Annotated in this window: 6 protein-coding genes; 2 read left to right on the top strand and 4 right to left on the bottom strand. The window is 36.8% G+C overall.

Annotation, left to right across the window (positions count from 1 at the left end):
* Positions 1 to 133: 133 nt before the first annotated feature.
* The 4 genes from ACVWXS_RS25620 to ACVWXS_RS25635 form a co-directional block, all read right to left on the bottom strand.
* The gene (locus tag ACVWXS_RS25620; RefSeq protein ID WP_368636259.1) at positions 134 to 976 is read right to left on the bottom strand and encodes a DegV family protein; all 843 of its coding nucleotides are present in this window, start codon (positions 974 to 976) and stop codon (positions 134 to 136) included.
* Between the two features lie 425 nt (positions 977 to 1401).
* Complete coding sequence (locus ACVWXS_RS25625) at positions 1402 to 1944, bottom strand: nuclear transport factor 2 family protein (protein ID WP_456960644.1); 543 nt, start codon at positions 1942 to 1944, stop codon at positions 1402 to 1404.
* A 257-nt stretch (positions 1945 to 2201) separates the two neighbouring features.
* The gene (locus tag ACVWXS_RS25630) at positions 2202 to 2876 is read right to left on the bottom strand and encodes a response regulator (protein WP_068986512.1); all 675 of its coding nucleotides are present in this window, start codon (positions 2874 to 2876) and stop codon (positions 2202 to 2204) included.
* 39 nt (positions 2877 to 2915) lie between these two features.
* Entirely contained in the window at positions 2916 to 4055 is a 1140-nt protein-coding gene (locus ACVWXS_RS25635) for a sensor histidine kinase (RefSeq protein WP_456960645.1), read from the bottom strand.
* 165 nt (positions 4056 to 4220) lie between these two features.
* On the opposite strand from ACVWXS_RS25635, the gene ACVWXS_RS25640 reads away from it, so the two are divergent.
* Both ACVWXS_RS25640 and ACVWXS_RS25645 read left to right on the top strand, forming a co-directional pair.
* A complete protein-coding gene (locus tag ACVWXS_RS25640; RefSeq protein ID WP_456960646.1) occupies positions 4221 to 4856 on the top strand; it encodes a YigZ family protein in 636 nt (211 codons plus the stop codon).
* Positions 4857 to 4998: 142 nt separating this feature from the next.
* Complete coding sequence (locus ACVWXS_RS25645; RefSeq protein ID WP_456960647.1) at positions 4999 to 6048, top strand: LCP family protein; 1050 nt, start codon at positions 4999 to 5001, stop codon at positions 6046 to 6048.
* The last annotated feature ends 178 nt before the right edge of the window (positions 6049 to 6226 follow it).

The raw sequence follows: 6226 nt of genomic DNA on the forward strand, positions 1-6226 counted from the left end.
GGACACCCTTGCTCTTGGCTAACCTCTACTTCTGTCTTCGGGGTTCGGGACTTACACCCTATAGTTCATGCGCATGCCAGGCGCACACAAAAAAAGCCTCTACATTTTTCTGTAGAGACTTTCCCATCTAAGATTATTTTTTTATCCAGCCTAACCCTAATGAGCCTTCACCTAAATGTGTGCCGATCACGGGACCGAAATAGCTCAATTTAAAGTTAACGTTTGGGTAGGTTGCCGCTAGTTGTGCTAGCCATTCTTCCGCTTCAGCTTGGCAATTGGCGTGGATCACAACAGCGTCCATTGCTTCATACTTTTTAGCATCCTCAGCCATTAGCTCCTCCGCACGCCTTAATGCTTTTTTACGCGTACGAATTTTTTCAAAAGGTACAATGACCTTGTCCACAAAATGAAGCACAGGCTTTACTTGTAATAAGCCACCAATTAATGCAGCTGCCGAAGACAGACGTCCCCCACGTTGTAAGTGCGCTAAGTCATCTACAATGAAGTAAGCTCGGGCATACTGCTTCATGTCCGCTAATGTAGCAAGTATTTCTTTTGCTGAACAACCTTGCGCAGCCATTTCAGCTGCTCGTAAAACATAAAAACCCTGTACCGCACAGGATATTTCAGTATCAAAAGCGTACATATCAATGCCTTCCACCATTTCGCCTGCTTGAACTGCACCATGATATGTTCCACTGATTCCACTTGATAAATGAATAGATACTACCTCATCATACTCGTTTGCCAACTCTTCAAAGAGAGAGACAAATTCTCCGATTGGGGGCTGCGTTGTTTTTGGGAATTCTTTTGCCCCACGTACTTTATCATAAAATTCAGATGCCGTGATATCTACTTCTTCTGCAAATAATTGCCCCGAGATATTTACACTTAACGGAATCATATGAATGTTTAAGCGTGCTCGTTCCTCAGCCGGAATATACGCAGTACTATCTGTTACGATTGCTGTCCTCATTCATGTCCACTCTCCTATTCTACATAGTTTACAATAAAAAGAAATGAATGTGAAATGAATTACGACATTGCGTAATCTCGTCTGAATGTCGAATAGGAGTAAGTATGTTTCACTCTTTCATCATTCTAGACATCTGCTAAATTGTTAGACTTAGCATTCATTTAACATTCATTTTCTATGTATAGTGCTCTTAGCAAACATCCGCCAGAGGCTTTAACTTCATTTAATTAATCCTTCTTTTAAGTAAAAAAGGCTCATCACCATAACTTGGGGTTGATTTCCGTTTCAGCTAGGCAAGTCCGATGAGTCGTTGGGCGTGATGCTTTTTGCCTTCGTTCCTCTATTTAGCTCGCCTTTGACGCTAATCTCAGAAAATCGCCCAACCTCAACCCTTAATGATAAACCTGAATGAAGATATCTTCATTTTATTTGCTAGTACTTGATTGCGTGTCATCCATATAAAAGACGCTAGTGACCTTCCAAAGTCCATCTTCTTTGACGAATACCGTAACTTGTTGTCCTGCACTTTCATGCTTAATATCTGTTTTAGTTTGTACTAAATGCACGGTTAAATTTGAATAGACTTGTGCTTCATTTGCGTTATATTTTACGATGGTAGTATTTTTAGCCTCTCGTTTAACGTCATTTTGTTTAAATACTTCTGTCGTGAATTCTTTTTCTTCTTCATAATTGAAACCTTTTGGATTCTTCGAGAGCGTTTGCATATAACGCTCAATTTCTTTTGAATTGAAAGCTGCAATATATTCATTAAAGGCAGCAATTATTGCTTTTTCTTCATCAGCAGGGATATTTTCTGCCTTTGTTATTTCTCCACCATGCATTTCAAACCCGGCAGTTCCATCATCAATGATTTTTTGTCGATCTTCTGCACTCATCTCTTCATCTTTATTACCACAGGCAGTTAACATTAATAAGGTAAAAACTGCTAGAAAACTTTTCTTTAACATCAAAAAACCTCCCGCGCATATTGTAGCATATAAATCCTACTGTAGGAATTTTGTTGTGAATTTTCAACATTTGGGTGCTACATCTTTCATATGACGCCCACGATTTTAAAATGTTGCACATTGAGTGATCTCTAAAGTTAAATAGCTACACTTTTAACAAGATCCGCTACAGGTGTTCGACCATAAAAAAAACTGCTTTAAAAACTACTACATAATATAGCAGCCTTTAAAACAGCTTTTAATTTAATGTTATGCAATTAGCGTACTTCAACCCAGCCGTTTTTGATAGCTGTAACGACAGCTTGCGTGCGGTCGTTTACATTCATTTTTTGTAAAATGCTTGAAACGTGGTTTTTAACTGTTTTTTCAGAAATAAACAGCGTCTCACCAATTGTACGGTTAGATTGACCATCTGTTAATAATTGTAATACTTCACATTCACGTTTTGTTAGTAAATGGAATGGGCGACGAATTTCTGTTTGATGGAAATTACCTTTATTTTCATGCTCAGAAAGTCGACGGAATTCCGCTACTAAATTTTTAGTTACCTTTGGATGTAGATAAGATCCACCATTTGCGACTACTTTAATGGCTTCAACAATTTCGTCAGCGTCCATCTCTTTTAGCATATAACCAAGTGATCCCGATTTTAGCGCGTGTGTTACATATGTTTCATCATCATGAATTGATAACATAATAACCTTTGCATCTGGGTATTCACTAATTAAATCAGCCGTAGCTTCTACTCCATTTTTACCCGGCATATTAATATCCATTAGTACAACATCTGGTTGATTTTCAGCATATAATGACACCACATCCGCACCATCATCACCTTCTGCTACTACATCAAACGTATCCTCAAAATCTAAAATACGTTTTACTCCTTCGCGGAATAGCTGGTGATCGTCTACAATAATAATCTTCGTCATTTATCTTTACCCCCTAAATTTCTCCAACAATTGCTTCATCTATAACGGAATTTTAAATAATACCGTCGTCCCTCGATTTATCTCACTTGTAATGGAGATTGTACCATTTAAAATATCGATACGTTCTTTCATTCCTAAAATCCCAAAGGAATGATCTCTAACTACCTGTGGATCGAAACCTATGCCATCATCCTTTACAACGATATTTACGGCATTGTTCAACCACTCAAATTTTACCCAAATCTCCTTACATTTTCCGTGCTTCATGGCATTAGTTACACATTCTTGCACTAATCGGAAAATAGACACTTCATAGTTTGATGGTATACGCTTTTCGGTGCTTCTCGATTGGAAATGAACTTCAACACCAGGATTATATTCAGTCACTGTCGATACGTACTTCTTTAATGTCGGAACAATTCCCAAATCATCAAGTGCCATTGGTCTTAGATCATAAATAATACGTCGCACCTCTGTTAATGCATTACGCACCGTTTTCTTTAAATCAGCAATTTCAGCCAAAGCATTGTCAATGCCCTTCTCACGATACGTTCTATCTATTAAATCAGTGCGCATTAGTACATTTGCCAGCATCTGAGCAGGCCCATCATGAATTTCCCTAGATAAACGTTTTCGCTCTTCTTCTTGCGCTGCGATAATACGTATACCAAAGTCTTGTTTCATTTTTGCTTGTTCAAGTGCTAAACCAACATTTTTCAAATCTGAAGTTAAGTAATTCAAAACGACATTTACTTGATTGACAATATGATCTGCTCGTTCAATCGTATCGAGTAATCCTCTTAATCTTCTCTCTAGATCATCTCTTTTATCGCGCAGCTGCTTTTCTTGAGTTCTAATAACGGAAAGCTTCACTTGAAAATCCTGTGCAGTTTCATATGCTTCTCGAACTTGTTCTTCGGTATATTTATTAAAAGCTTTACTCACTAGCACAAGTCTTTGCTTAGCAAGCTGGGTACTTTTTTCTAAAGAATCACCTTCATCAATCACAATTGAAACTTGTTCTCGAACAATTTCTAGCTCTTTTCGCATATCTTCGAAATTTCTTCGGCTTTGTTCACTTATAGTAAAGATATCATCTTTTGAGCTCATGATTGTATCTATCATTCGATTAAATATGTCATCAAGCGACTTTAAATCGAAGGTATCAGTTGAAAACATAATGTACTCCCCAGTCTAATGTCTTATGATTACTTACTATTTTAATAGACCAATTTCATATATTCTATAGTCTATACCTATTATAGCATCACCCAGTTAAAATTTAATGCTTTTTCTTTATGAAAATTATAGAATAGAACTCTACCTAAAAGGAGATTGATACTGATGAGAGAAAACTATTTAACAGTAAAAGGATTCGGTGAAAGCGAAATTGTTATTTCAAAATCTCGCTTTCTTACTTATATAGAACGTGTCGAAACAGAAGAGGATGCAATTTCTTTTATTGACCGCATAAAGAAAATACATCATAACGCGACACACAATTGCTCAGCCTATATTATTGGAGAGCATGATCATATTCAAAAAGCAAATGATGACGGGGAACCAAGTGGCACAGCCGGCGTCCCTATGTTAGAAGTCTTAAAAAAACAAGGTTTAAAGGATACGGTCGTTGTCGTCACACGCTACTTTGGTGGCATTAAGCTTGGTGGTGGCGGTCTTATTCGTGCATATGGGAAGGCGACAACAGAAGGCTTACTTGCTACACAAGTAGTTGAACGTAAGCTTCATCATTTTATGAACATTGCCATTGATTACACATGGCTTGGTAAAGTAGAAAATGAAATTCGAGGTTCTTCGTATACATTAGAAGAAATTCGCTACTTGGAAGGCGTCGAAATCATTGTATCCGTGCTAAAAGAGGAAGAAGAACAGTTCCAAAATTGGGTGACGGAAATGACAAATGGGCAGTCAACCATTTCTTTTGAAGATGCGCAATTTATCGAATTTGTTGTGAAATAAATAGTTTTAATTGTCGAAAACTAAATATCCATAGTATAATTTTAATGTTGAGCTATTTTATCGTTTATATCTAAATGTATTTGAATAAAGTTTAGTTTAATCCCATCATTATTCCCAAAATTCAGAGGAGAATATATCAAATATGAAAAATAGAACTAACTATAAAAGCAAGAAGAGGTCTTCTAAATCTTCCCTAATTATTAAAGTATCGCTTCTTCTTGTTGCAAGTTTAGTAATATGTGTGACGGCTTACGCAGTCTATATTACGAAGCAAGCAGAACATGCAGTAAACTCGGCACATGAAGAACTAGAGGGTCGAGAAGTTTCTTCACTCCGTGAAGAAAAAGTAAAACCAGTAAAAGATAATGTTTCCATCCTATTTGTAGGTGTTGATGATAGTGAAAATCGCGGGCAAGGTTCTGAAAACTCTCGTTCCGATGCACTAATTCTAGCAACATTAAACAATAAAACAAAAACGATTAAAATGCTAAGTATCCCTCGTGATTCATATGTTTATATTCCTAATTTAGGCTATGAAGATAAAATTACACATGCACACGCAAATGGTGGTACGCTTTCAACAATTGAGACGGTAGAAGGATTTTTAGAAGTTCCGATTGATTATTATGTTCGTATGAACTTTAACGCATTTATTGACGTTGTTGATGCATTAGGTGGAATCGAAGCTGAAGTACCGTATGCTTTACACGAAAAAGACGAATTCGATCGCAATGCAATTAACTTAGAGCCTGGTTTACAGCATTTAAATGGTAGTGAAGCACTAGCACTTGCAAGAACGCGTAAGCAAGACAGTGATATTGAACGCGGTAAACGTCAACAAGAGATCTTAACGGCCATCATCAGTAAAGCTTCTTCTGTAGAATCTATTGCAAAATACGATGATGTCATTAAAGCGCTTGGCGATAACATGAAGACAAACATGACATTCAGTGAGATGAAATCATTCCTATCTTATTTAACACAAGGAATGCCACGTATCGATTCTTTAACACTAGAAGGTTCAGATGATATGTCTACTGGTGTTTACTACTATAAATTAAACCAAGAATCGGTCGATGAAATATCGGAAACACTTAATAACCATCTTGAAAGAGATAAAACATCTACTAGTCTAACTAATAACAATACAGATAACGATAAAGATAACTCTGTTGGCAATGATGCACAGTAACTATAAAAGCCCTTTCCACTTTATGTGGAGAGGGCTTTTATGTTGTTGAAAAACTATTATGTCAATCAAATTAATGTATCTAATGTAAGCCCGAAATATAAAAAAATAAGCGCACCTTCTCAGTACGCACGACTAATGGCCATCTACCCTGAATTTTTTCGGATAGATGGCTATTTTG

Source organism: Lysinibacillus sp. TE18511, assembly GCF_054062295.1.